Source organism: Prevotella heparinolytica, from assembly GCF_004342845.1.
Taxonomy (GTDB): Bacteria; Bacteroidota; Bacteroidia; order Bacteroidales; family Bacteroidaceae; genus Bacteroides; species Bacteroides heparinolyticus.
Genome location: NZ_SLXB01000007.1, coordinates 101092 through 124438, shown reverse-complemented (window position 1 = coordinate 124438; position 23347 = coordinate 101092). Strand labels below are relative to the sequence as shown.

General features: G+C 43.1%; 21 protein-coding genes. 19 read left to right on the top strand and 2 right to left on the bottom strand.

Annotated elements, in window-relative coordinates; translation table 11 throughout:
* Positions 1-102: 102 nt before the first annotated feature.
* On the bottom strand, positions 103-936 hold the full coding sequence (ispE, locus tag EV202_RS05610) for a 4-(cytidine 5'-diphospho)-2-C-methyl-D-erythritol kinase (RefSeq protein ID WP_106068782.1): 834 nt from the start codon (positions 934-936) through the stop codon (positions 103-105).
* A 183-nt stretch (positions 937-1119) separates the two neighbouring features.
* Here ispE and dnaB point away from each other — a divergent pair, with 183 nt between their 5' ends.
* Positions 1120-2691 (top strand): replicative DNA helicase, encoded by a 1572-nt coding sequence (gene dnaB, locus EV202_RS05605; protein ID WP_106070466.1) that lies wholly within the window; start codon positions 1120-1122, stop codon positions 2689-2691.
* Positions 2692-2867: 176 nt separating this feature from the next.
* Here dnaB and EV202_RS05600 read toward each other — a convergent pair whose 3' ends face one another.
* Positions 2868-7355 carry a translocation/assembly module TamB domain-containing protein gene (locus EV202_RS05600; protein ID WP_131925987.1) on the bottom strand — a complete coding sequence of 1496 codons (4488 nt, stop codon included), beginning with the start codon at positions 7353-7355 and terminating at the stop codon, positions 2868-2870.
* Between the two features lie 204 nt (positions 7356-7559).
* On the opposite strand from EV202_RS05600, the gene tsaD reads away from it, so the two are divergent.
* The 18 genes from tsaD (at position 7560) to EV202_RS05510 (ending at position 23283) form a co-directional block, all read left to right on the top strand.
* Positions 7560-8579 (top strand): tRNA (adenosine(37)-N6)-threonylcarbamoyltransferase complex transferase subunit TsaD, encoded by a 1020-nt coding sequence (tsaD, locus tag EV202_RS05595; RefSeq protein ID WP_125238943.1) that lies wholly within the window; start codon positions 7560-7562, stop codon positions 8577-8579.
* An 80-nt stretch (positions 8580-8659) separates the two neighbouring features.
* The gene (locus EV202_RS05590) at positions 8660-9127 is read left to right on the top strand and encodes a CinA family protein (protein WP_106070464.1); all 468 of its coding nucleotides are present in this window, start codon (positions 8660-8662) and stop codon (positions 9125-9127) included.
* A gap of 120 nt (positions 9128-9247) precedes the next feature.
* The gene (gene rpmB, locus EV202_RS05585) at positions 9248-9508 is read left to right on the top strand and encodes a 50S ribosomal protein L28 (RefSeq protein WP_106068780.1); all 261 of its coding nucleotides are present in this window, start codon (positions 9248-9250) and stop codon (positions 9506-9508) included.
* A gap of 22 nt (positions 9509-9530) precedes the next feature.
* Positions 9531-9719 carry a 50S ribosomal protein L33 gene (gene rpmG, locus EV202_RS05580; protein ID WP_106068779.1) on the top strand — a complete coding sequence of 63 codons (189 nt, stop codon included), beginning with the start codon at positions 9531-9533 and terminating at the stop codon, positions 9717-9719.
* 13 nt (positions 9720-9732) lie between these two features.
* On the top strand, positions 9733-9891 hold the full coding sequence (locus EV202_RS05575; RefSeq protein WP_106068778.1) for a DUF4295 domain-containing protein: 159 nt from the start codon (positions 9733-9735) through the stop codon (positions 9889-9891).
* A 362-nt stretch (positions 9892-10253) separates the two neighbouring features.
* Complete coding sequence (gene ftsY / locus EV202_RS05570; protein WP_125239543.1) at positions 10254-11213, top strand: signal recognition particle-docking protein FtsY; 960 nt, start codon at positions 10254-10256, stop codon at positions 11211-11213.
* Positions 11210-12508 carry a 30S ribosomal protein S12 methylthiotransferase RimO gene (gene rimO / locus EV202_RS05565; RefSeq protein WP_131925969.1) on the top strand — a complete coding sequence of 433 codons (1299 nt, stop codon included), beginning with the start codon at positions 11210-11212 and terminating at the stop codon, positions 12506-12508. Before ftsY ends, rimO begins: the two co-directional genes overlap by 4 nt.
* A gap of 77 nt (positions 12509-12585) precedes the next feature.
* Positions 12586-12885: an HU family DNA-binding protein gene (locus EV202_RS05560; protein ID WP_106070463.1), complete on the top strand. Its 300-nt coding sequence runs from the start codon at positions 12586-12588 to the stop codon at positions 12883-12885.
* The gene (locus EV202_RS05555) at positions 12882-14021 is read left to right on the top strand and encodes an HU family DNA-binding protein (RefSeq protein ID WP_125239540.1); all 1140 of its coding nucleotides are present in this window, start codon (positions 12882-12884) and stop codon (positions 14019-14021) included. The genes EV202_RS05560 and EV202_RS05555 overlap by 4 nt, the downstream gene beginning before the upstream one ends.
* Positions 14022-14211: 190 nt before the next feature.
* A complete protein-coding gene (locus EV202_RS05550) occupies positions 14212-15207 on the top strand; it encodes an AAA family ATPase (protein ID WP_106068774.1) in 996 nt (331 codons plus the stop codon).
* A 92-nt stretch (positions 15208-15299) separates the two neighbouring features.
* Positions 15300-16169 (top strand): DUF58 domain-containing protein, encoded by an 870-nt coding sequence (locus EV202_RS05545; RefSeq protein ID WP_106068773.1) that lies wholly within the window; start codon positions 15300-15302, stop codon positions 16167-16169.
* Positions 16170-16176: 7 nt separating this feature from the next.
* On the top strand, positions 16177-17256 hold the full coding sequence (locus tag EV202_RS05540; protein WP_131925967.1) for a BatD family protein: 1080 nt from the start codon (positions 16177-16179) through the stop codon (positions 17254-17256).
* A 53-nt stretch (positions 17257-17309) separates the two neighbouring features.
* Positions 17310-18293, top strand: a complete 984-nt coding sequence (locus EV202_RS05535; RefSeq protein WP_131925965.1) for a vWA domain-containing protein — start codon at positions 17310-17312, stop codon at positions 18291-18293.
* Positions 18294-18344: 51 nt separating this feature from the next.
* Positions 18345-19373 (top strand): VWA domain-containing protein, encoded by a 1029-nt coding sequence (locus EV202_RS05530; RefSeq protein WP_131925963.1) that lies wholly within the window; start codon positions 18345-18347, stop codon positions 19371-19373.
* Positions 19370-20077, top strand: coding sequence for a tetratricopeptide repeat protein (locus EV202_RS05525; protein ID WP_131925961.1), 708 nt, complete (start codon positions 19370-19372; stop codon positions 20075-20077). Before EV202_RS05530 ends, EV202_RS05525 begins: the two co-directional genes overlap by 4 nt.
* 23 nt (positions 20078-20100) lie before the next feature.
* Positions 20101-21945, top strand: coding sequence for a BatD family protein (locus EV202_RS05520; RefSeq protein ID WP_106070461.1), 1845 nt, complete (start codon positions 20101-20103; stop codon positions 21943-21945).
* A 10-nt stretch (positions 21946-21955) separates the two neighbouring features.
* The gene (locus EV202_RS05515) at positions 21956-22798 is read left to right on the top strand and encodes a tetratricopeptide repeat protein (protein WP_106068769.1); all 843 of its coding nucleotides are present in this window, start codon (positions 21956-21958) and stop codon (positions 22796-22798) included.
* A 209-nt stretch (positions 22799-23007) separates the two neighbouring features.
* A complete protein-coding gene (locus tag EV202_RS05510; RefSeq protein ID WP_106068768.1) occupies positions 23008-23283 on the top strand; it encodes a DNA-binding protein in 276 nt (91 codons plus the stop codon).
* Positions 23284-23347: the final 64 nt, after the last annotated feature.

The window sequence follows — 23347 nt, the reverse complement described above, 5'->3', positions numbered from 1 at the left end:
GGTTGACGGGTTAGTGATTAGTGTGGGAAGGTATCTAACTTTTAGGGTGCAGTTCATTGTTGTAAGGTAGTATATATCGTTTCAAAGATGAATCGGGCAGGGTTACATATCGCCGAGCTTGCCTTTGTATATAAACGCTTTCTTCCCGAAATCCACATCGGGTAGCAGGGCGTCTGCTTTGAACAGCCCGTAAACCGATGAGCCTGAACCGCTCATGGAAGCATAGATGGCTCCTTGTCTGTACATCTCCTCTTTGATGGCTTCGATGGCGGGGAACTGCGGGAATACGCTTTCTTCAAAGTCATTGACCATGTGCCCTTTCCACTCTTCTATGGGTAGCTCGATGACTTGCTTCAAGGATAGTGTCGGGCGATGAGGCTTTATCTTGGCAAACGCGTCTTTGGTGGAAACGAAAACATCCGGTTTGACCAACCATATCTGATACCCTTCCAGAGAGAGCGTGACAGGGGAGAAGATGTTTCCGATTCCTTCGGCATAGGTCGGGCGGTTTTTTATGAAGAATGCACAATCCGCTCCGAGTTTTGCCGCATAATCCTCTAATGCTTCGTCCGTCAATCCAAGACCGAACTTCTCGTTCAGCAGTTTCAGCATGAAGGCGCCATCTGCCGAACCTCCTCCCAGTCCTGCGCCCAAAGGAATGCGTTTGAACAGATGAATGTCTACGGGAGGAAGATTGAATTCGGCATCGAGCAGCCTATAGGCTTTTACCACCAGATTGTTTTCCGCTTCTCCGGCAATTTCCAATCCTGCCTGATGCAAGCGGAACTTGGTGTTGCCTTCGTTCAGAATGTTTATTTCCAGCGCATCTTCCACGGGGATAGGGTAAAAGATGGTTTCCAGATTATGATATCCGTCGGGACGTTTTTCTGTGATGTTCAATCCCAGATTGATTTTTGCGTTCGGAAAAGTCAGCATGGTACAATTATCGAGTTATAGAGTTCATGAAACATGATTCGGAGACAAAGTTAACCATTTCTGTTTATAGTAGATTGATAACTTGACCATGAATTGTTGATTCCTATAAATAAAAATAGCTTATCTTTGCTTCCCCTTTCCAAAAACAGAGGGTTATCGGATTATAATATTAAAAGAATAGAAGTGGCAGAACAAAGAAGAACATCCCGAACTCCCAAAAGTAAGGCACCGCAGCCTGTCAATGACTACGGACGCATACAACCGCAGGCTCCGGAACTGGAAGAGGCTGTGTTGGGCGCCTTGATGATTGAGAAAGACGCATATTCGTTGGTCAGTGAAATTCTCCGTCCGGAGTCTTTTTACGAACACAGGCATCAGTTGATATATTCAGCAATTACCGATTTGGCCGTAAACCAAAAGCCGGTGGATATTCTCACTGTGAAAGAACAGCTTGCCAAGAAAGGAGTGCTGGAGGAAGTGGGCGGGCCGTTTTATATCACCCAGTTAAGCAGTAAGGTGGCTTCTTCGGCACATATAGAATATCATGCGCGTATCATTGCCCAGAAATCGTTGGCCCGCGAACTGATAACCTTCACCAGCAATATTCAGAGCAAGGCTTTTGATGAGACATTGGATGTGGACGATTTGATGCAGGAAGCTGAAGGCAAGCTGTTCGAGATTTCTCAGCAGAACATGAAGAAGGATTATACGCAGATTAATCCTGTCATTGCCGAAGCGTATGACCTGATTCAGAAAGCGGCTGCCCGTACCGATGGTTTGAGTGGGTTGGAGAGCGGATTTACCAAGCTGGACAAGATGACTTCCGGCTGGCAGAAATCGGATCTTATTATCATCGCCGCCCGTCCCGCCATGGGTAAAACGGCGTTTGTGCTTTCTATGGCAAAGAATATTGCCGTGAATTTCCACAATCCCGTAGCGCTGTTCTCTCTGGAAATGAGCAACGTACAGCTGGTGAACCGTTTGATATCCAATGTGTGCGAAATTCCGAGCGAGAAAATCAAGAGCGGCCAGTTGGCGGATTACGAATGGCAACAGTTGGACTATAAGCTGCGCGATTTGCTGGATGCTCCACTGTATGTGGATGATACGCCTTCACTGTCGGTCTTCGAGCTCCGTACGAAAGCCCGCCGCTTGGTGCGCGAACATGGGGTAAAGGTCATCATCATCGACTACCTTCAATTGATGAATGCAAGCGGTATGTCGTTTGGCAGTCGTCAGGAAGAGGTCAGTACCATTTCCCGTTCGCTGAAAGGGTTGGCGAAGGAGTTGAATATTCCCATCATTGCCCTGTCGCAGTTGAATCGTGGTGTGGAGAACCGTGAAGGCGAGGAGGGAAAACGTCCCCAGTTGAGCGACCTCCGCGAATCCGGAGCCATCGAGCAGGATGCCGATATGGTGTGCTTCATTCACCGCCCGGAATATTATAAGATATACACCTCTGCCGACGGTACGGATTTGCGTGGCATGGCGGAGATTATCATAGCCAAGCATCGTAACGGTGCTGTGGGCGATGTGCGTCTGCGTTTTATCGGACAGTACACCCGTTTCCAGAATCCGGAGGATGATATGGTCATCCCATTGCCTTCTGAGGGTGGTGGAACCACGCGCGGTTCGCGCATGAATGCACCCATAGGAAGCATTGCCGCACCGCCCCCTCCTTCTTCTGCCGATTTCATGCCGCAGACAGACAACCCGTTTGGCGGAGTGGGTTCGGACGGGCCATTGCCTTTCTGAAAATATCCTGTGGGCAGAGTAAACACAAAGTGCGGGCTTATGCTTCCTAATGTGCGGGCGGAGCAAGTGTAAAGTGCGGGCATACGGGCGATGAAGTGTGGGCTTACAGGCAGTGAAGTGTGGGCGGAAGAGAGCTTAGGTGTGGGCAGAGAATCGGAAGCTTGAAGCAGAAAAAATTACTCTTCCCTGTTCCGTTTGGACTGAGCTTCGGGAGGTGTTTGGGGCAGTTGCCCGGAAGCAGTATCCTTGTTGGCTACGGGTAACGATTCATCTGAGGCGGTTTTCTGCTTTTTCTTCAGTTTTCTCAGTTTCCATTTATTCCAGAAAAGAAGCTCCTTCCATCTGCTGAAATCTTTTTTGAAGATGATACCGATGCCTTGAGTCGTCAGGTTGGTTCGGGTGTAGTAGCGGTCGTTTGTTTCGTTGTATGCCTTTAGGCGAATGTCACCGGAACGATTGACAAGCCATTCGGCATTGAAGTCTCCCACAAAATTGGTGTTCGCCATCGGGTTCTCCCGATAGCCGAAATTGCCATTGATGAGCAGGCGGTTGTTCAGTAATTGCCCCGAAAGCATGGTCTCGAACTCTACATCCGTCCATCCTCTTTCTCCTGTGCTGAAATTAGTTCCGAAATTCCAGTTGTTGAGATTGATAATGTTCGATAGGGCATTGTTCAACTGTCCGGAAAGCGTGGACGACACTACGCTCGACATCATGTTCGAGTTTTGTGTGGCACCCAGATTTTCCGGAGTATAGAACTTTCCGATGGTCAACAAGTAGAGTATCTGCATGTTCATCTGTTCGTCGGTAGGGATGTAGTTGCGCACGATGGCCTGCACCTCGTCTCGTTCGTTGGGCAACTCGATGTCGAATTTTATGTTCGGAGAAGTCAGTTGTCCGGTCAGCCCCATGATGCAGTTCACCTTGACATTGGTTTTGCTGATATACTCCAAAGCGCTTGCATCATTGGGCATCAGGTCGTTCAACGATGCTGAGTTCACCATGTAGCCGGCTGTAATGTTCAGAGAGGCATCGAGCGGTGGGCCGTTGAAGCTGATGCTACTTCCGTTCTTTATGGTAAAGTCCTTACGGAATACCTCTTGCAGACTGAATTTATAGATTCCTTGACTGATTTGATAATTGCCAAACAGTTTCACATCTCCTTTGTTGAAGAATTCGGTGCGGATGTTTCCGCTACCTTTTCCGCTGATGTAATCGCCGGCAATGGGGTCCATGATGATTCTCATGGTTGCATCGGGAGTGGCATCTACCAACAGATTCAGACGAATATCCGCATCTCCTTTTTCCTCCTCTTCTTCTACCGCTCTTTGTGCCATCTCGTATTCGGAAAGGCGGACAGAGTCTTGTACTGCACGACGTGGGGTCTTGTCGACAAAACGTATGAATTGGCTGTTGACTGCCGTAGACACATTGTCTTTGATGTATGTAAAGTGGGTGTTGCGGTCAGTGGTCATTGCAACGTCTATGTTCACGCCATCTTGAGGATTCCCGGCAATGGTGGCATTGCCCGTGCCATAGACGGTGCCGTAAAAAGGATAGTCGGGTGACTCTTTGGTGTTCATCATCAACATATTATTGATGTTGAAATGAAAGCGGTACTCCAAATCTTTGAAGTGCCGGTAGTGCAGATAGCCGTTCACCCTTCCTTGGTGTTCCTGTGTGTCGAAAATGCGGTTGTTGTTGAAAGTCAGTCCCTCCGGCTCTATGTAGATGCTGTCTTTTAAGGAGAAAGTGGTGTTGAGCACATCAATTTTCATGGATGCATCGGCAAACACACGCCCTTGCATGGTCAAGGCCTTGAATTTTCCATAAAAGTGCACGTTCCCGGTGGCACGTCCGTTGAATTCGGGAGTAATGCTGTTCATATAGTAATGAATGAACTTCAAATTGGTGTTTTTCGCTTCAATTTGAAGGTCGAGCGCGCTGGTAGGTTTCAGCGGATAGATATAACCTTGTACGTGGCTTTGGGCTATCTCTTTTTCGCGGATGTGTGCGTCCAGATAAATACCTTTCACGTCGTGATGCCATTCTCCATGTATATTGGCATCGCCCAGCAGTCCGTTGTTCAGTCCGAGGTTACGGATGAACAGATCGGTACTCATCACCGGCTTTTCCAAGACACCACTGGCAAAGGCCGGACCGGTGGCTTCTCCTTTGAAATCCACTCCGAGATCTGCTATGTCGAACACATAACCTATATTGACCTCCTTCAAATCCAGACGAACAGTGTCTTCCGGCTCTTTTGAGACCACCCCGTTGATGCGGAGGTGACGGTCTTTGTGGCTGAAAAAGAAATCGTTGACGTGCACCTTTCCGGAATCGATCATTACCGTAGAAGGATGTATGTTCCACAACGTATCATTGATGATCACATTTGTGGGACGGATGTCTATGATGGCTTTCAACGGTGGCAGGTGTATTTGGCCTTCTTTCTTTTGTTGCCGAATGAAGTGTGCCACGGTGGCAAGTTTGCCACTGTAAGTATCCTTGCTGCTGTTGCCCCAATTCAATGTGGTTCGGATACTGTTGTTTTGCGCTTCTGCCTCCAAGGCCACGTTCATGGCGCCGCCTGATTGGAGATTGTTGAAGCGCAAACTGGCATGAAAGCGGTCGCCGGGATTTTCGCAAAGAAACATGCCGGATTCAATGAAATTCTCTTTGTATCGGAAACGAGGAAAATACCCTTCCACCCGAAGACGTTGTGCCTTGTCGTTGAAGTATCCCTTGATGGTGGAGTGCGTGTATATCTTGATTGGGATCTGAAAAACGGTAGAGAGCAGCTCCGTGTCGTAGACATGTACATCAAAAAGGAAATTGTTTTCCGTTTTCATCGGTTTCTTGTCGGGCAGGATGATAGTAGGAAGGTAGCGCCGTGTGATATTCAGTACGCTGGCAGGCAGTGTGCGATAAGAATAGTCGCCCTCAATACGGCTCTGAAGAAATTTAGACTGTATGGTCAGGCATTTCCGATGCTCGTTTTCCTTTACGGCAGATATCTTCATGTTATCCATAAAGTATTGCGTTTCAGGAGCGATGAATTGCAGACTGTCAATGTTTATTTCACCAATCATTTCGTCGATGGAACCACCGGTGAAATCGGCATTCAGCTTGACCGATATTTCCGTGTCTTTATAGTCGGGAGTGAGATGCAGCGTATGCGGACGAAGCTTGCTGATGCTCGCACGGAAATTGAAAGTAGGCACTTGGCTGGCGGTGTTGATGACACCGTTCAGTACGATGGAGCCATTAGGGTCGTCCAATGCTGCTTTCCCGGTGAATCCTCCTTGCTTGTATTCTCCGTCCAGTGTAATGTTTTCGTAGGTGTAGTTGCTATAATCGATGGAAGCTATCAGCCCTTTCAATAGCATGGACGGGTACTTCTTGTTGTGATGATTGCCGTTGATGTTCAAATTGAAAGTGACCTTTCCGAAAGCGTCATTGTCCAATACTTTGCCCAGCTCAAAATCTTTAGTCTCCACCGCTCCCGAATAGGCGAAATATCCTTTTTCCTTGTCGGAACTGAGTTTTACATCTGTTTTAATGCTGCCGAGATCAGTCTCTACATTTCCGTATGCTACAAGCTCTCTGAAATAGCCTGACACTTCGCCGCGAAATGAAATGGCTCCAAGGCGTTGCAGGGAAGGAGGAACACCGTTGTAGTTTTCGCTGAAGTTCCGGACAAAGAAAGCAATCCCATCAGGGTCGGCATACAAGCGCGACAGGTGGCCGAATAAATAGGAACTCTCGGGATTGGAGAGGTCTTGAAGAGATACCTCTCCTTTTAAATGGAAATGGTTTCCTGCCGAAACGGACAGAAGCGGACAGTTCAGCTGGTCGATGCTGCCATTGGACTTTACTTCCACTTCCAGCTTTTCTTTAAAAGGCCGGAAAGCGGGAACAAAGGCCGACAGGTCTTTTAAGGCGATTTGGGAAGGCAGCATATGAAACGAAAAACGTACATCTTGGGCAAAATTGCCAAAGGCTCCCAGACTGTCATATACCATGCGTATCGTGTCCATAGCCAAAGACGTATTCGGGAGGTCGATGGCAAAATTCTCTATCTTCATCTGCCGGTTATTGCCGATGACCCTGAGGCTTAGCTTTTTCAATTCAAATCCGGAGCGTTCCTCTTCAATGCTCAGTCTTTTGATGGCCGCATTGATGGAATCGCTTTGCAAGGCTTTGAGAGAAATATTGGCAATGATGTTTCGCAAACGAATGTGCTGCGGGTTGAATCTTTCGGGTGTCTCTTTTTCGGAAAGAACGTCATACGATATTTTTCCGCGACGAACCAGCAGTGAGTTTATGCGAAGAGTCAGGTTGTTCTGCTTTTGAACGGTATCTTTAGGAGCAAGTGCGTCGAGTACGAACCGGAAGTTAGGTTCGGCTTCGGGAGTCTGCTTGTAGAGATTGACATTGAAGCCGAACAGCTGTACGCTACTGATGGATATCTTACCGTTGAACAGCGGAAGAATATCGAATTTAGCTGAAAGGCGGGTTACTTTTACCATTTCTTTTCCCGACCGGTCGTCCAACAGCAAGTCATCAATGATGATTCTATTCAACAGCCCCATGTCGATTCGGCCGATGGTGAGGCGACTGCCCAAGATGGAAGAGAGTTCGTCGGCCACAAGTATGGACATGTTTTGCTGGACATACGGAATGTTCAACAATATGATGGTACCGATGTACAATCCCAGTACGATGCCAAGTACCCAACGCACAACCCTTTTAAGCTTTCTGATAGGCGGTTAATTTTTATAATCAGCCAACAAAAATATGAAATAATACGTTACGAATCGTACTTTTATCACTACTTTTGCGGTGTTTAAACGTAAATAAACATTATGAGTACAATTATTTTGGGAATAGAATCTTCCTGTGACGATACTTCGGCGGCAATCATCAAAGACGGCTACTTGCTTTCGAATGTGGTAGCCGGTCAGGCTGTACACGAAGCGTATGGCGGTGTTGTGCCCGAATTGGCTTCTCGTGCACATCAGCAAAATATTGTTCCGGTGGTGCATGAAGCGCTGAAACGTGCCGGAGTGACCAAAGAAGAATTGAGCGCCGTGGCTTTTACCCGTGGTCCGGGGTTGATGGGCTCTTTGCTGGTTGGCGTGTCTTTTGCCAAAGGTTTTGCCCGTTCGCTTGGTATACCTATGGTTGATGTTAATCACCTGACAGGGCATGTATTAGCTCATTTCATTAAAGTGGAAGGTGAAGATAATGTGCAACCTCAATATCCCTTTCTTTGCCTGTTGGTTTCCGGTGGAAACTCTCAGATTATTCTGGTAAAAGCTTATAATGATATGGAAATCTTAGGGCAGACCATCGATGACGCTGCGGGTGAAGCCATTGATAAATGTTCTAAGGTGATGGGATTGGGTTATCCGGGAGGACCGATTATCGATAAGTTGGCTCGACAAGGAAACCCGAAAGCTTTTTCGTTCAGCAAACCGCATATCCCCGGATTGGATTATAGTTTCAGCGGCCTGAAAACCTCGTTCCTTTATTCTCTGCGCGAATGGATGAAGGAAGATCCCGACTTTATCGAACACCACAAAGCCGATCTGGCTGCCTCTTTGGAGGCCACTGTCGTGGATATCTTGATGGATAAGTTGCGCAAGGCCGCCAAAGAATATAAGATAAAGGAAGTGGCAGTGGCCGGAGGTGTCTCGGCCAATAATGGTTTGCGCAATGCTTTCCGTGAGCATGCCGAGAAGTATGGCTGGAACATCTTTATCCCTAAATTCAGTTATACGACAGACAATGCTGCCATGATAGCAGTTACGGGATATTTCAAGTTTCTGGACAAGGAATTCTGTCCGATGGAGGCACCTGCTTATTCGCGCGTCACTTTGTAGAGAGTAGGAAGTCCCTCTTGGCAGAGGGGGCTTTTCAGAGTGGTGGCTTGCGGAATGTATATTTATAGTAATATATGTATATGAAAATAGAAGAAGAGATTGGCCGGTTGTTGCTGGCAAAGAAATTGACCATTTCTTGTGCTGAAAGTTGTACAGGAGGAGGTATCGCTTCTTTGATAACTTCTGTTCCGGGCTGCTCGGACTACTTTGTGGGCAGTGTAGTGGCATATTCCAATGAAGTGAAAAAGGCGTTGTTGCATGTCTCTGCCGAAACATTGGAAAAATATGGAGCCGTAAGTGAAGAGACAGTTACGGAAATGGTGAAAGGAGCGATGAAATCATTGAATTCTGACTGTGCGGTTGCCACTTCGGGCATTGCCGGTCCCGGAGGGGGTACTCCGGAGAAACCGGTGGGGACAATTTGGCTGGCTGCTGCCTATAAAAACGAAATTCTGACCATGAAACAAGAGGGGGATTTGGGAAGAACGGAAAATGTACAGAAAGCAATTCGAAACGTTCTTTTCCTGCTTTATAATAAGCTGAAATGAGGAAAAATGCTATTATACAGTGAATTATTTGGGGAAAAACTTGTTTGGTAACGATAAAAGTACTTACTTTGCGCTCTGTTTGAAATAGACAAAAAAGAAAACTATAAAAATAAGATAGAAATGTCAAAGATTTGTCAAATTACCGGAAAGAAGGCCATGATTGGCAACAATGTTTCACACTCAAAGAGAAGAACAAAAAGAACCTTTGATTTGAACTTGTTTAACAAGAAGTTCTATTATGTAGAGCAGGATTGCTGGATCAGCCTGAGCATTTGCGCTAATGGTTTGCGCGTTATTAATAAAAAAGGACTGGACGCTGCTTTGAAAGATGCAGTAGCTAAAGGTTATTGTGATTGGAAAAGCATTAGAGTTATTGGCTAAAAAGTAGAGGAGAACACTGATTATGGCAAAAAAAGCGAAAGGTAACAGAGTACAGGTGGTTCTGGAATGTACAGAACACAAAGATAGCGGTATGCCGGGTACTTCTCGTTACATTACAACGAAGAATAGAAAGAATACAACTGAAAGATTGGAACTGAAGAAGTATAATCCTATCCTGAAGAAAGTGACAGTACACAAAGAAATTAAATAATATAGTATAACCCATGGCAAAGAAAACAGTAGCAAGTTTGCACGATGGAAATAAAGAAGGTCGTGCTTATACAAAGGTTATTAAAATGGTTAAGTCTCCGAAAACCGGTGCTTATTCCTTTGATGAACAAATGGTTCCCAACGAAAAGGTGCAAGACTTTTTCAAAAAATAAAAAAGATGAATGCGGTAGCTGTAAAGCGCTGACGAATCATATAAAGCTCCCCTTATCGGTTATTCCGGTGAGGGGATTTCTTTTTTAAAAAAAAGAATGAAGGTTTTATTATTCATTAGTTTTGTTATATCTTTGTGCAAAATGTAGAATAGTCCGAAAATTCCCGTGGGTGAATGATTTTCATTTTTATAACACGAAGATGTTCAGTGTTTTACGCTTGTACAAGCATCGCCTCACACTTGTACAAGTGTAAGCTTACACATGTAGGGGTGTAAATTGGGAAAGGAAGATGAACGGCATATGCTGTCCACGGGCTTTTCAAGCCGGCTCTGAAATGGAGTTGCATAAAACTTTTTTAGTATATGGGATTTTTTAGTTTTTTTTCCAAGGAGAAGAAAGAGACATTAGATAAGGGATTATCTAAGACCAAAGAGAGTGTGTTCGGTAAAATAGCACGTGCCATTGCAGGTAAATCGAGAGTAGATGATGAGGTGTTGGATAATCTGGAAGAAGTATTGATTACTTCAGACGTAGGTGTGGAAACAACTCTGAAAATCATCGAACGTATTGAAAAACGGGCTGCTGCCGAGAAGTATATGAATGCGCAGGAACTGAATGGGATTTTGCGCGATGAAATTGCAGCCTTGCTCACGGAGAATAACTCTGACGATGTAGATGACTTTGAGGCGCCGATTGCAAATAAACCATACGTAATTATGGTGGTAGGTGTCAATGGAGTAGGAAAGACCACGACCATCGGTAAGCTGGCATATCAATTTAAGAAAGCTGGCAAATCAGTGTATTTAGGTGCTGCCGACACTTTCCGCGCCGCTGCTGTTGAACAATTGGTGATTTGGGGCGAGCGGGTAGGAGTTCCGGTGGTGAAGCAAAAAATGGGTGCCGATCCCGCTTCTGTTGCTTTTGATACGTTAAACTCTGCCGTAGCCAACAACGCGGATGTGGTGATTATTGATACGGCCGGACGCCTTCATAACAAAGTGGGCTTGATGAATGAACTGACCAAGATAAAGAATGTGATGAAGAAAGTGGTTCCCGACGCGCCTAATGAAGTGTTGTTGGTGCTGGATGGCTCTACAGGGCAAAATGCCTTTGAGCAGGCCAAGCAGTTTACGCTGGCTACTGAAGTCACGGCAATGGCTGTCACCAAATTGGATGGGACTGCCAAAGGCGGGGTCGTCATCGGCATTTCCGATCAATTTAAAATACCGGTTAAATACATTGGTCTGGGTGAAGGCATGGAAGATTTGCAGGTGTTCCGTAAAGAAGAATTCGTAGCTTCATTATTTGGAGAAAATGCATGAGAAGAAAAACAGTTGATATCATAACATTAGGGTGTTCTAAAAATCTGGTGGATTCAGAGCATCTGATGCGCCAGTTGGAAGATGTAGGATTTGCTGTGACGCATGATGCCGAAGCTCCCAAAGGGCAAATAGCCGTAATAAATACCTGCGGTTTTATAGGAGATGCGAAGCAAGAATCCATTGATATGATTCTGGAGTTTGCACAAGCCAAGGAAGAAGGTGATTTGGAGAAGCTTTACGTGATGGGGTGTCTTTCGGAGCGTTACCTTAAAGAGCTGGCTGTAGAAATACCTCAGGTCGATAAATTTTACGGAAAGTTCAATTGGAAGGAACTGCTGCATGATTTGGGAAAGACCTATCGCGAAGAATTGCATATAGAGCGTACGTTGACAACCCCCAAACATTTTGCTTACCTGAAAATATCCGAAGGCTGCGACCGGAAGTGTTCTTATTGTGCCATTCCCATCATTACGGGGCGACATGTATCCCGTCCAATGGAGGAAATCTTGGATGAGGTGAAATACTTGGTAGCACGTGGCGTTAAAGAATTTCAGGTTATTGCACAAGAACTGACTTATTATGGTGTGGATTTGTATAAAAAGCAAATGTTGCCCGAGTTGATTGAGCAAATAGCAACCGTTCCCGGTGTGGAATGGGTACGTCTTCATTATGCCTATCCTGCGCACTTCCCTACAGAACTTTTTCGTGTGATGCGTGAGCATGACAATGTGTGTAAATATATGGATATAGCCTTGCAGCATATCAGTGACAATATGTTGCAGAGAATGCGTCGGCATGTAACGAAGGCCGAAACTTATGGGCTGATAGAACGGTTCCGCAAGGAGGTACCCGGCATTCATCTTCGCACAACGCTCATGGTGGGGCATCCGGGAGAAACGGAAGCCGATTTTGAAGAGTTGAAAGATTTTGTCCGTGAGATACGTTTCGACAGGATGGGCGCTTTTGCTTATTCTGAAGAGGAAGGTACTCATGCTGCCACACAATATGAAGATACAATTCCGCAAGAGATGAAACAAGCACGTCTGGACGAACTGATGTCTATTCAGCAGACTATTTCAGGAGAGTTGAGTGCTGCGAAGGTAGGTCGGAAGATGAAGGTTATCATTGACCGCTTAGAAGGTGACTATTATATCGGCCGCACAGAGTTCGATTCTCCGGAAGTAGATCCGGAGGTGCTGATAGAGCGTGGAGAATCGAAGTTGAATATTGGTAACTTTTACCAAGTGGAGATCGTAAATTCCGATGATTTCGACCTTTATGGACGAATAATCTAACTATTTTTCTTGAGCATCTTGCATATATGGAGAGGATTTGCTAATATAGCAAAGTGTTTTATTTTAAAGCAGGCATTTTGAATAATAAAGAGTTTATTTCCGAATTATCACGCAGATTGGGGTACACTTTGAAGGATACTTCTGATTTGATTGCTTCATTGCTGTCGAACATGACAAGGCAATTGGAGGAAGGAAATGCTGTCTCTATACAGACGTTTGGAACATTCGAAGTAAAGAAGAAGGCAGAACGTATATCTGTCAATCCGAATACCAAACAACGTATGCTGGTACCTCCTAAATTAGTGTTGACCTATAAACCCAGTACGCTGTTAAAAGAAAAGTTTAAACAGTTGCCCTTTATTAATTCCGAGTTATGAATAAAAGACTGAATATACAGGACTTGATTGATATGCTTGCCGAAAAGCATGGTATGAGCAAGAAGCATGCCGATGGCTTTGTGAAAGAATTCTTTCAGCTGATAGAGGAAGCGTTGGAAACAGACAAATATGTGAAAATAAAAGGATTGGGTACTTTTAAACTGATAGGGGTAGGAAGCCGTGAGAGTGTCAATGTAAATACAGGAGAAAGGTTTGAAATTCAAGGTCATACTAAAGTTTCATTTACACCGGATTCAGCACTGAAGGATGTAGTAAACAAACCCTTTTCTCATTTTGAATCGGTGCCTCTGAATGATGAAATCGTCTTTGAAGATATGCCATTGGAGGATGAGAATGAGGAGGAAGCCGATGGGGCGGAAACTGACATGATTGAAGTGTCACAAGTTATTTCCACCCCTATGTTGGAAGATTTTGCTGAATCGGTTTCTGTATCTCCAGGAACAGCTATCACGCCTGAAGAGATAAATGATCTTGAGAAGGACATTCCTACCGGAGAAGCTAATATCCCTCAAATAGCTGCTGTAACAAATGAAGATGTTGTAACAGATAAGAAAGATGCCTCTGACGCTTCAACCATGAAATATTTCATTGGTATCGTTGTTTTGGTGATATTATTGTGTGGAGCTGCTGTAGTCTTCATATATCAGCCTGACCTACTTGATAAACTGGTGACTAAACCCTTGGTAGAGGAAAAAAAGAAGCCCCAAACAGATGATTCTGCCAATAAGAACAATGCAGCATTGCCTGACAGTATTACTCTAAGGGATTCTACTGAAGAGATAAGCCGAACGGATACTATAGAAATAGCTGTGGCTGCATCAACAGCGAATCCTGTTGCAAAAGAGGAGATAATATCGGAATCGGTTTCGGTAAAAGAAAAACCAAAGGCCTCCGTGCCTTTTGAGCCGGATTCCGTAGGCTATCAAATTGTTGGAACGGAAACCGTTTATACAGTCAAGGAAGGAGAAACATTGACCAAAATAGCATTGCGCTTTTATGGGACAAAAGCTCTTTGGCCTTATATCGTGAAGCATAATTCGGATGTAATCAAGAATCCGGATAATGTACCTTATGGTACTATTATCAAGATTCCCAAATTGGCTAAGAAGCAGTAAATGTACTGCTTCTTTTTTTGTTAAATACTAAACTCTATGAAAGTAGTTTAATCTAAAGGTTTCAAATCGTTTTTTAATAAATATTAGTTGGTATGGTTAATTTATTACTGTACTTTTGGGAGCGAATTTAAATACCGGTTTTAGAAACCGGATAAAAGGAAGAAGTTAAATACAAAAAATAATTTGATTTATGGCTGAAATAATTGACATTCGCGAATTGAATGAGCGGATTGAAAGACAAAGCGCTTTCGTTACCAATCTTACCACGGGCATGGACCAAGTCATCGTAGGACAAAAGCACTTGGTAGAGTCGTTGTTAATCGGGTTGTTGTCTGATGGACATGTATTGTTGGAAGGTGTGCCCGGTTTGGCAAAAACATTAGCAATCAAAACACTGGCATCGTTGATAGATGCTAAATACAGCCGTATTCAGTTTACGCCCGACTTGTTGCCGGCCGATGTTATAGGAACAATGGTCTACAGCCAGAAAGACGAAACCTTTCAAGTGAAGAAAGGTCCTGTTTTCGCCAATTTTGTATTAGCCGATGAAATAAACCGTGCTCCTGCCAAGGTGCAGAGTGCATTATTGGAAGCCATGCAGGAACGTCAGGTCACTATCGGTAAAGAGACTTTCGGCCTGCCCGAACCGTTCTTGGTACTGGCGACGCAAAACCCGATCGAACAAGAAGGTACTTATCCGCTGCCCGAAGCGCAAGTAGACCGTTTCATGTTGAAAGTAGTAATCGACTATCCGAAGCTGGAAGAAGAAAAACTGATTATCCGTCAAAACATCAATGGCGATAAATTTAGTGTAAAGCCGATTTTGAAAGCAGATGAGATTGTAGAGGTTCGTAAGGTTGTTCGCCAGGTTTATTTGGATGAGAAGATTGAAAAATATATTGTTGATATCGTATTTGCCACACGTTATCCTGAAAAATATGATTTGAAAGAGTTGAAAGGAATGATTGGTTTCGGAGGATCGCCTCGTGCCTCTATTAATTTGGCATTGGCAGCCCGTAGCTATGCGTTTATCAAGCGTCGCGGTTATGTGATTCCGGAAGATGTACGTGCCGTGGCACACGACGTATTGCGTCATCGTATCGGTTTGACGTATGAGGCGGAGGCCGATAATATGACCTCGGACGAAATCGTCAGCAGGATATTGAATAAGGTTGAAGTGCCTTGATGTACAGATGTGTAGCTTGAAAGTGCGGATGAAAAAGCAAGAACTTTCTTTCAGGAGGTTTCGAGTTTTTGGTTAATGAGATGTAGAAATCAATGGAGACAACAGAACTTTTAAAAAAAGTCCGTCAGATTGAAATAAAGACGCGCGGATTATCCAATAATATCTTTGCCGGACAATATCATTCGGCTTTTAAGGGTAGGGGAATGGCTTTTTCCGAAGTGCGTGAATATCAATTTGGTGATGATATACGCGACATTGATTGGAATGTTACCGCTCGTTTCAACAAGCCTTACGTAAAAGTGTTTGAAGAGGAGCGAGAACTGACGGTGATGTTGCTGGTCGATGTTTCCGGTAGTCTGGAATTCGGAACAGTAAAGCAGATGAAGAAGGATATGGTAACGGAGGTTGCCGCAACTCTTGCCTTTTCGGCCATCCAGAATAACGATAAAATCGGCGTTATCTTTTTTTCAGACCGGATAGAGAAGTTTATTCCTCCCAAGAAAGGACGTAAACATATACTATACATTATACGTGAGCTGCTGGATTTCCAGGCAGAAAGCCGCAGAACGAATATCCACCTCGGGTTGGAATATCTCACCAATGTGATGAAACGCCGCTGCACCGCTTTTATCCTATCGGATTTTATTGATGAGGAAAGTTTTCAAAACGCTATGACTATTGCCAACCGAAAGCACGATGTAGTGGCCATTCAGGTTTACGACCGACGTGTAGAAGAGTTGCCGGCAGTAGGTCTGATGAAAATCAAAGATGCTGAAACAGGGCATGAACAGTGGATCGATACATCTTCGCGTGCCGTTCGTCGTGCTCATCATGAATGGTGGAGTAACAAACAGGCGAAACTGAACGAAACGTTTACTAAAAGCAATGTTGATAATGTGTCGGTGCGTACTGATCAGGATTATGTCAAGGCTTTGATGAACTTGTTTGCTAAACGAAATTAATCGGAAAATGAAAAGATATTTATTTCTGATAACGTTGCTGATGGCATTGACCGGCAAGACGACAGCTCAGTCGGTGACGGTGGATGCTACAATTGACTCTTTGCAGATTCTTATCGGAGAACAAGCAAAGATAAAACTTCAAGTGTCTTTGGATGCCAACAAGCGCGCCATCTTTCCGGTGTACACCGATACGTTGGTAAGAGGAGTAGAGATTATTGATGTGGCCAAGCCGGACACACAGTTGCTGAATGGCGGTAAACGCGCATTGATTACCCAAGAGTATACGGTTACTTCGTTTGATTCGGCTCTCTATTACCTGCCTCCTATGGAAGTGACGGTAGATAACAAGAAATATGCTTCTAAAGCGTTGGCACTGAAAGTATATTCGGTGAATGTGCCTTTGGATGCGGAGAACCCGGAGCAATTTTTCGGGCCTAAGACCGTGATGCAACCATCTTTTGCTTGGGAAGATTGGTATGGATTTATAGTTTGTGCGCTGCTGATTATTCTGTTGAGTATATTGCTTGTTTATCTGATTAAACGTTTCTTCGACAATAAGCCTATTATCCGTAAAATAAAAGTAGAGCCGAAGTTGCCTCCCCATCAATTGGCTATGCAGGAAATGGAACGCATAAAAAATGAGAAAGTTTGGCAGAAAGGGGAATCGAAGGAGTACTATACGGAACTAACAGACGCCCTTCGTACATATATAAAGAATCGCTTTGGTTTCAGTGCCTTAGAAATGACTTCTTCCGAAATTATAGATAAACTATTGGAAATGAAAGATAAAGAGGCTATATCGGATTTGCGTGATTTATTCCGGACAGCTGATTTGGTGAAATTTGCCAAGCATAATCCATTGATGAATGAGAATGATGCTAATTTGATTAATGCTATTGAATTCATAAATGAAACCAAGGAGAAAGAAGACGAAAATGCCAAACCACAGCCCACTGAGATAACCATCATTGAGAAACGTTCTTTGCGTACTAAAATAATGCTTGGTGTAGGTATTACGGCATTGGCTTCTGCAATAGTCGGTTCATTGATATATATAGGGTTGGAGTTGTACAATTATTTTGCTTAGCGGCTGAAAGAGCTTCAATCGTAAATTGTAAATGGTTAAAATAGTAAATGAATATGGTTTTTGCCAATATTGAATATTTGTTTTTGCTGCTGTTGCTTATACCTTATATAGTATGGTATATCATGAGACGGAAGAAGAATGAAGCCACGCTTCAGATTTCGGATGCTCGTGTATATGCCCATACTCCCAAAAGCTATAAGAACTATTTGCTGCATGTTCCGTTTATGCTACGCATCATAGCTTTGATATTGATTATTATAGTTTTGTCGCGCCCACAAACTACTGATAGCTGGCAAAACAGTGAGATTGAGGGGATTGATATAATGCTTGCTATGGATATCTCGACCAGTATGTTGGCCGAAGACCTGAAACCAAACCGTCTGGAAGCGGCTAAAGATGTAGCGGCGGAGTTTATTAATGGCCGTCCGAATGATAATATCGGCATAACCTTATTTGCCGGAGAAAGTTTTACGCAGTGTCCGCTGACGGTAGACCATACGGTGTTGTTGAATCTGCTTAAAGACATGAAATGCGGGCTGATTGAAGACGGAACCGCTATAGGAATGGGAGTTGCCAATGCCGTTACCCGCTTAAAAGATAGTAAAGCTAAATCGAAAGTGATTATTCTGTTAACGGATGGTGTTAATAATAAAGGGGATATCTCTCCTTTGACGGCTGCAGAGATTGCCAAGAGTTTTGGTATTCGTGTTTATACTATTGGTGTGGGAAGCAATGGGATGGCACCATATCCTTATCCGGTAGGCGGAACCGTTCAGTATGTAAATATGCCAGTTGAAATTGACGAAAAGACCTTGACACAGATTGCCGGGACCACCGAGGGTAATTATTTTCGTGCAACCAGCAACTCGAAGCTGAAAGAAGTGTATGAAGAGATAGATAAATTGGAAAAAACAAAACTGAATGTAAAGGAATACAGTAAACGCAAGGAAGAGTTTCGCTGGTTTGCATTGGTAGCCTTCCTATGCATATTACTGGAAGTTTTGTTACGTAATTCTATTTTGAAGAAGATTCCATAATTTTTAGATATAAAGTGGTAAATAGTAAATCGTAAAATAGTAAATAAAGAAATGTTTCGATTTGAAGAACCTGCATATTTGTACATCTTGTTATTATTGCCTCTGCTGGCAGCTTTCTACTTGTACTCCAATTATCGAAGAAAGAGAGCCATTCGCCAGTTTGGTGATCCAGAGTTGATGGCACAATTGATGCCCGATGTCTCCAAGTATCGTCCGGATGTAAAGTTCTGGATGGTATTTGCTGCTATCGGATTATTTGCTGTATTACTGGCTCGTCCGCAATTCGGTTCTAAACAGGAAACGGTGAAACGTCAGGGAGTGGAAGTCATGATTGCTTTAGATATCTCTAACTCCATGTTGGCACAAGATGTACAGCCAAGCCGTTTGCAGAAGGCGAAACGATTGGTGGCACAATTGGTCGATAAGATGCAGAATGATAAAGTAGGCATGATAGTCTTTGCCGGCGATGCTTTTACGCAGTTACCTATTACGAGCGATTACATTTCTGCCAAAATGTTTTTGGAATCCATAGATCCTTCATTAATATCCAAACAAGGAACGGCTATTGGAGCAGCTGTCAGTTTAGCTACTCGCAGTTTTAATCCACAAGAAGGAGTGGGACGAGCTATCATTGTGATTACCGATGGTGAAAATCATGAAGGTGGTATGGTGGAAGCTGCAAAGGCTGCTGCGGAGAAGGGCATTCAGGTAAATGTATTGGGGGTAGGTATGCCCGAAGGTGCTCCGATTCCGATAGAAGGAACGAATGATTATCGTCGTGATAGGGATGGTAATGTCATTGTAACCCGCTTGAATGAACAAATGTGTCAGGAGATTGCCCAAGCGGGAAATGGTATATATGTACGTGTAGACAATACAAATGGAGCACAAAAGGCCATCAGTCGGGAACTTGATAAAATGGAGAAAGCAGATGTGGAAACGCAGGTCTATACGGAATTTAATGAGCAGTTTCAGGCAATAGCATGGATTATTTTATTATTGCTGTTGATTGAAATGCTGATATTGGAACGTAAGAATCCTTTGTTTCGCAATGTTCATTTATTCTCCAATAAGAAATGATGCGTATGTTACAGAAAAAGTATATCGGAATATTTTCCTTGTTGTTTTTGGCAGTCTCTGTTTCTGCCCAGAAAGCGGAACGAGACTTTATCCGTAAGGGAAACCGCTTTTTTAAAGATAGTATTTATGTGAATGCCGAAGTGAATTATCGGAAAGCTTTGGAGGTTAATCCTAAATCGACCGTTTCCATGTTCAATTTAGGGAATACGCTGGCTCATCAGAATAAACTCAAAGAAGCCATGGAGCAATATGTGACAGCTACTAAAATAGAAAAGGATAAGTCAAAATTATCACAGATTTATCATAATATGGGCGTTATATTCCATTCTCAGAAAGATTATGCTAAAGCAGTGGAAGCTTATAAGGAGTCTTTGCGCAACAACCCGAAAGATGATGAAACGCGTTATAATCTTGCATTGGCCCAGAAGATGCTGAATGATCAGCAGAATCAAGACCAAAATCAGAATCAGGATAAAAACGAACAACAGAAAGAACAGGAGAAACAAAAGCAGGATCAAAATCGAGATAAGAATCAAGAACAACAGCAGCAATCACCTGCAAAACCGGAGAAAAAAGAGAATGAGATGTCCAAGGAGAATGCCGAGCAGCTGTTGAACTCGATTATGCAGGATGAAAAGGATGTACAAGATAAGGTGAAAAAACAACAGGTCATTCAGGGTAGTCGCTTGGAAAAAGATTGGTAACAAATATTATGAAGAAATTCTATATGAGAAAAATTGTTTTCTTATGGATAATGCTGATAACAGTCAGCATGAAGCTTTTTGCTGATGGTAAAGTCTCATTTACTGCATCCGTCCCAGATGTAGTGGCAGTAGGAGACCAGTTCAGATTGTCGTATACAGTGACTACCCAGAAAGTAAGAGACTTTCGTGCTCCGTCCATGAAAGGATTTGATGTATTGATGGGACCCAGTCGTTCGGAACAAAGCAGTGTGCAAATAATTAATGGGCAGACAACTTCAACGAGCAGCATTACATTTACTTACATCTTGATGGCAACTTCGGAAGGAAACTTTTCCATTCCGGGTGCGACCATTATTGCTGACGGCAATCAATTGGTTTCAAACTCGGTACGTGTGAAAGTGATTCCGGCAGATCAGGCTGCTAACGGAGCTTCAGGAAATAATGGTAAACAAAGTGAAGGTACAGCCAGTCGTGCTTCTTCAAGTACATCGGTATCAAATACAGACTTGTTTATTACTGCCACTGCCAGTAAGACCACAGTATATGAGCAGGAAGCCTTCTTGCTGACATATAAAATATATACGCTGGTTGATTTGCGTATGTTCGACAACGTAAAACTTCCAGATTTTAAGGGATTCCATTCTCAGGAAGTGGAACTTCCAAATGACAGGAGATGGGGACTGGAACATTATAAAGGCCGGAACTATCAAACAACAATCTATCGCCAGTTCGTGTTGTTTCCGCAGCAATCAGGTAAACTGACGATAGATGCCGCCCGTTTCGATGCTTCCATAGCCAAGGCAACACAGGTATCCGATCCCTTTGAAGCGTTCTTCAATGGAGGAAGCAACTACGTGGAAGTTAAAAAAGCAATTCTGACTCCTCAAATGACGATTGATGTGAAACCGTTGCCAGCAGGTAAACCTACGGATTTTTCAGGAGGAGTGGGAGAGTTCAATATCACTTCTTCCATTAACAGTATAAATGTCAAAACAAATGATGCAGTCACGATGAAACTTGTTATCTCAGGTACGGGTAATCTGAAATTGTTGTCCAATCCGGAAATCAAATTTCCTGAGGATTTTGAAGTTTACGATCCGAAAGTTGACAATAAATTTCGCCTGACAAATTCAGGACTTTCCGGTAGTAAAGTGATTGAATACTTGGCCATTCCGCGTAATGCCGGAACATATAAGATTCCTGTCGTAACATTCAGCTATTTTGATATTAATACTCGTTCATATAAGACTTTGAGAACAGAAGAGTATGTACTTCATGTGGAAAAAGGTGCCGGCAACGCAGAACAAACTATTGCTAATTTCACAAATAAAGAAGACCTGAAAGTGCTGAATGAAGATATTCGCTTTATTAAACAGAATGATGTTCATTTGTCTCAAAGAGGCGATTTCTTTTTTGGTTCCTTGATATATTGGTTGTTCTATTTGGTGCCGAGTATTGCATTTATTGTGTTCTTTATTGTGTATCGTAAACAGATAGCTGCTAATGCCAATGTTGCGGGTATGCGTACAAAAAAAGCCAATAAAGTTGCTGTAAAACGAATGAAGCAGGCTGGTAAATTACTGACTGATAATAAAAAAGATGCATTCTATGATGAAGTACTGAAAGCTCTTTGGGGCTATATCAGTGACAAACTGAATATTCCGGTGTCTCGCTTGTCTAAAGACAATATCGAAGAGGAACTGCGCAATTATGGTGTCGATGATGTCCTGATAAAGGAGTTTTTGGAGACACTGAACGAATGTGAGTTTGCCCACTTCGCTCCAGGCGACGACAATCAAGCTATGGATAAGGTTTATTCGGCTTCACTGAAACTTATCAGTAAAATGGAAAACTCAATTAAACGTTAATCGGGAGGATATGATAATGAACAAGATATTATTTTTAGCTCTTAGTTGTGTTATAACATTGGCTACTTATGGCCAGAATCTAGCAAAAGATACATTGCAAGTTCCCAATGATTCCCTTTCAGTCGATTCTCATGCTGATTTTTCAGCTAAAAAACAAGGAGGCGATGTTACAAAGCTCCAAGGAGATAGTGCTTATATGCGAAATGATTATGTTTCTGCCATTCAAATTTATGAAAACCTATTGAAGAAGGGGGAAGCGGCCGAAGTATACTATAATCTTGGGAACAGTTATTATAAGACGGATGATATAGCCAAAGCTATTTTGAATTACGAACGTGCTTTGTTGTTGCAGCCCGGAAATGCGGATATTCAGGCCAATCTGGAGATAGCGCGTGCAAAGACAGTTGATAAGATTGTTCCGGTTCCGGAAATATTTTTTGTGATGTGGACTAAATCATTGATAAATATGCTTAATGTAGATGCATGGGCCAAATTAGGAATTATGTTTTTTATATTGTTACTTGTATCATGTTCTCTTTTCTTTTTCTCAAAGCAGATTATTGTGAAAAAAGTGACTTTCTTTGCTGGATGTGTTTGGTTGGTGCTGGTTATTTTGAGCAATGTCTTTGCAGCGCAACAGAAACATCAATTGACTGAGCGTAACGATGCTATTGTATTGGTACCCAGCGTCACGGTGCGTAGTACACCTAGTGAAAGTGGTGTGGGATTATTTATTCTTCATGAAGGGTGCAAGGTTGAAATAAAGGATAATTCCATGCGCGAATGGAAAGAAATTCGTTTGGAAGATGGTAAAGTCGGGTGGGTGCCTAATATTACAATAGAAGGGATTTAATTGTTCTTTTTTCATTTTCCATCTTTTCTGATTGCTCTCTAAGATAAAAAGCTGATGTTGTCAACCAGCGAAGTATGATATTCTCTTCTTAGGAACTGATCGCTTTTTGAAAAAAGATAAGGAAATAATTTGTTTTATCTTTTTTTTTCCTTAAGTTTATAGCGTAATAATAAAAGAGTAAAAGAATATTAACCATTAAATTTATCAATATGAGAACAATAACATTTAATGAATTACGTAAAATTAAGGACTCATTACCCACCGGAAGCATGCATAGAATCGCTGATGAATTAGGACTGAATGTTGATACAGTAAGAAATTTTTTCGGCGGACATAATTTTAAAGAAGGGAAAAGTGTTGGAATTCACTTGGAGCCTGGGCCGGATGGCGGATTAGTTATGATTGATGACACTACAGTATTGGAACGTGCTTTAAAAATATTGGATGAAATGGCTGATAAAGCTACAGAGCCCATTCAAGTCTAAGAAAGAAGTATATAATCCCAATTGCTAAAACAGTTGGGATTTCTTATTTGTCAAAGAAGAAAAA